Consider the following 3,160-nt stretch of genomic DNA (forward strand, 5'->3'; position numbering starts at 1 on the left):
CTATTCACTATTCACTATTCACCCTTTTTGCGGATCGATGGCTACCGCCGAAATCGGCACGATCTCGATGCCGCGCTTCCTCGCCTCGGCCACCCAGGCCGAAACCGTATCGACGGTGAGATCGAAGGCCGAGCCGATGCCGACGGCCGTGCCCTTCGCGCGCGCGGTGGCTTCCAGCTCGTCCAGCTTCTTCAGGATCGCGCCACGATCCTGCACAGCGTCGATCGATGAGTCGCCGGCGACGAAGGGCACGCCGTCCTTCAGCGCCAGGTCGGGCGCCAGGCTGCGCGCCGACGAGCCGTCGTCGACATAGGCGAGACCCCTTTTGTCGAGCTCCGCCATGAAACTCGCCATCGCCCCTGGATCGGCCGAGAAGCGCGCGCCCATGTAATTCATGACGCCGGTATAGTTGGTCGTCCGTGACAGCGCCCAGTGCAGGTTCTTCAGGTTCTCGTCCGGGCTCGCCGCCACCGTCAGCGTGTTGCGGCCGGGATTGACGTTGGGATAGTCGAACGGCTCGAGCGGTACCTGCATGACGATCTCGTGCCCGCTCTGCCGCGCCGCCTGCATCCAGCGGCCGATGCTGTTGCCTTGCGGCGCGAAGGCCAGCGTCACCTCGGCCGGCAATTTGGCGATCGCCGCCTGCGTGCCGGTCTGGGAGACGGCGAGCCCGCCGATGACGATCGCCACGCGCGCGCCCCGCGATCCCGACCACGGCCGCGCATAGACGTCGAACGGCCGCCTGCCGTCGGCGGCGCGGACCGGCAGCGGGCCGGTGTCGCTGGCTTCGATCAGCGCCTTGTCGGGGATATGCGCGACCTTCAGGTTCTGGCCGATCGCGGACGGATCGCGGATGACGATGGCCGCCTTGGGCGGGCCATCGCCTTCCTCGGTCTGGACATGGATGATCTGCGGTCCGCCGGCCTTGGGCGTTTCGACCTTGGGTGCCGCCGTCGCCGCCTCCGCGGCGGGTGCCGAGGCAGGCGTCGCGGCCGGGGCCGGCGTCACCTTCGGCGTCGACACCGCGACCTCTTGCGGCTTGCGGAACGGTTTTTCGCGCAAGGCGATGGCGCCGGAGACGCCGATCACCGCAAGCACGGCAAGCGTCGCCGCGACCGCGCCGGTGCCGATGCTGCGCGACGCAACACGCTGCGGCCTGGGAGTCTGCCCGAGCGGTCGTTCTATGTCCTTGCCGATGTCCACCAAGCCGCAACCCCGAAGCGTTGGGACCGGCAGGTGGTCTCACCTCCCGGAACACCAACGCCAATCCTTCTCGGCGCCTGCCACGCCTCGGGCGCGGCGCGCCGGCCGCGACCCCCGAATCAAACTGCCGGAACCTCGCGGTCCCGGCAGCATCGCATTGCTTCGATCAGGCGGCCAGACCTCTTGGCCTGGTCCGCCGAATCCTTACTGGTTGAGCACGGCCTTCTGCGGATTCGGTGGGAACGCCGGATCAGTCTTCTGGCCGCGCAGCAACTGCTCGGCATAGATCAACTGCAGGTCGTCCTTCGGATCCGGCGGCACATAGGCGGCCGAGCCGGAGCCGGTCGAGCTCTCGTCGGCGCCCTTGATATGGCCCTTGAGGTCCGATTCGCCGCGCGTCAGGTCCCGGCCCTGCAGGTCCGCCGGCAGCGGCTGCTCGACCTTGATGTCGGGCGTGATGCCTTTGCCCTGGATCGACTTGCCGGACGGCGTGTAATAGAGCGCCGTCGTCAGCCTGAGCGCGCCGTTCTCGCCGAGCGGGATGATGGTCTGCACCGAACCCTTGCCGAAGGACTGGGTGCCGACCACGGTGGCGCGGCGCAGGTCCTGCAGCGCGCCGGCGACGATTTCCGACGCGCTCGCCGAACCGCCATTGACCAGCACGATCAGCGGCTTGCCGCCGATGTCGTCGCCCGCCCTCGCGTCGAAGCGGGTGACGTCCTTCGGATCGCGGCCGCGCGTCGAGACGATCTCGCCGCGGTCGAGGAAGGCATCCGACACGCTCACCGCCTGGTCGAGCAGGCCGCCCGGATTGAGGCGCAGATCGAGCACATAGCCCTTGAGCTTGTCGGCCGGCACCTGCTTCTTGATTGTGTCGATGGCGTTCTCGAGATCGTCATAGGTCTTCTCGGTGAACGAGGTGATCTTCATGTAGCCGACGTCGTTCTCGACGCGGAACTTGACCGCCTTGACCTTGATTATGTCGCGCACCACCGTCAGCTCGATCGGCTTGTCGGCGCCCTGGCGCAGGATGGTCAGCTTGATCGGCGTGTTGACCGGTCCGCGCATCTTCTCGACGGCGTCGTTGAGGGTCAGGCCGCGCACCTCCTCGCCGTCGATCTTGGCGATATAGTCGCCGGCCAGCACGCCCGCCTTGGCGGCCGGCGTGTCGTCGATCGGCGTGATCACCTTGACCAGGTCGTTCTCCATGGTGACCTCGATGCCGAGGCCGCCGAACTCGCCCTTGGTCTGCACGCGCATGTCCTGCGCCTGCTCGGCGTTCATGTAGGACGAGTGCGGATCGAGCGAGGCCAGCATGCCGTTGATGGCGTTCTCGACCAGCGACTTGTCGTCCGGCGGCGTCACATACTGCGCCCGCACGCGCTCGAAAATGTCGCCGAAGATCGCCAGTTGCTTGTAGGTCTCGGAGCCCGCAGCGTTCGCCGTCGAGCCTGGCGCGCCGTAGACCAGGCTCATCGCTGACGCGCCCATCAGCGCGCCGGCGAACAGAAGCGAAAGTTTCCGCATCATTTCACGTCCTTCCAGAAAAACGGTCCGCCCACCATGGGGTCGGATCGACGGGTTTTCCATCCTTGCGGAACTCGACATAGAGCTCCGGCGTGGCATTTCCATTCTGCGAGGCCGAGGTGCTCGCCACCCGGGCCTCTCCCATCGCGCCGACCGGTTCTCCTGCGAGCACCGACTGGCCAGTCGCGACACTGATTCTGCTCATCCCAGCCAGGACGACATGATACCCGTCGCCGGCATTGAGGATCAAGAGTTGACCATAGGAGCGAAACGGCCCCGCATAAAGCACGTTTCCGTCCGCCGGCGCGGTGACGATGGCCCCCGATTGTGTCGCAACCATGTCACCCTGCATCATGGCGCCATTGCCGTCGTCCGTTCCGAACCGCCTTTTGATCTTGCCGATGACCGGCAGCGCGATCTGGCCCTGCAG

At 66.6% G+C, this 3,160-nt stretch carries 3 protein-coding genes; all 3 read right to left on the reverse strand.

What is annotated here, in order from left to right; all coding sequences use genetic code 11:
* Positions 1 to 18 precede the first annotated feature (18 nt).
* Positions 19 to 1,206 (reverse strand): divergent polysaccharide deacetylase family protein, encoded by a 1,188-nt coding sequence (locus EN738_RS32845; RefSeq protein WP_127287192.1) that lies wholly within the window; start codon positions 1,204 to 1,206, stop codon positions 19 to 21.
* Positions 1,207 to 1,407: 201 nt separating this feature from the next.
* Complete coding sequence (locus EN738_RS32850) at positions 1,408 to 2,733, reverse strand: S41 family peptidase (protein ID WP_187331394.1); 1,326 nt, start codon at positions 2,731 to 2,733, stop codon at positions 1,408 to 1,410.
* Between the two features lies 1 nt (position 2,734).
* Positions 2,735 to 3,160: peptidoglycan DD-metalloendopeptidase family protein (locus EN738_RS32855; protein ID WP_145967012.1), on the reverse strand; the 426-nt coding region annotated here is incomplete at its 5' end.

This window comes from Mesorhizobium sp. M4B.F.Ca.ET.017.02.2.1 (assembly GCF_003998955.1).
Taxonomy (GTDB): domain Bacteria; phylum Pseudomonadota; class Alphaproteobacteria; order Rhizobiales; family Rhizobiaceae; genus Mesorhizobium; species Mesorhizobium abyssinicae.

Excerpts from the sequence above, each read along its gene's own strand:
- EN738_RS32850 (WP_187331394.1), bottom strand. The coding sequence starts at position 2,733 with ATGATGCGGAAACTTTCGCTTCTGTTCGCCGGCGCGCTGATGGGCGCG.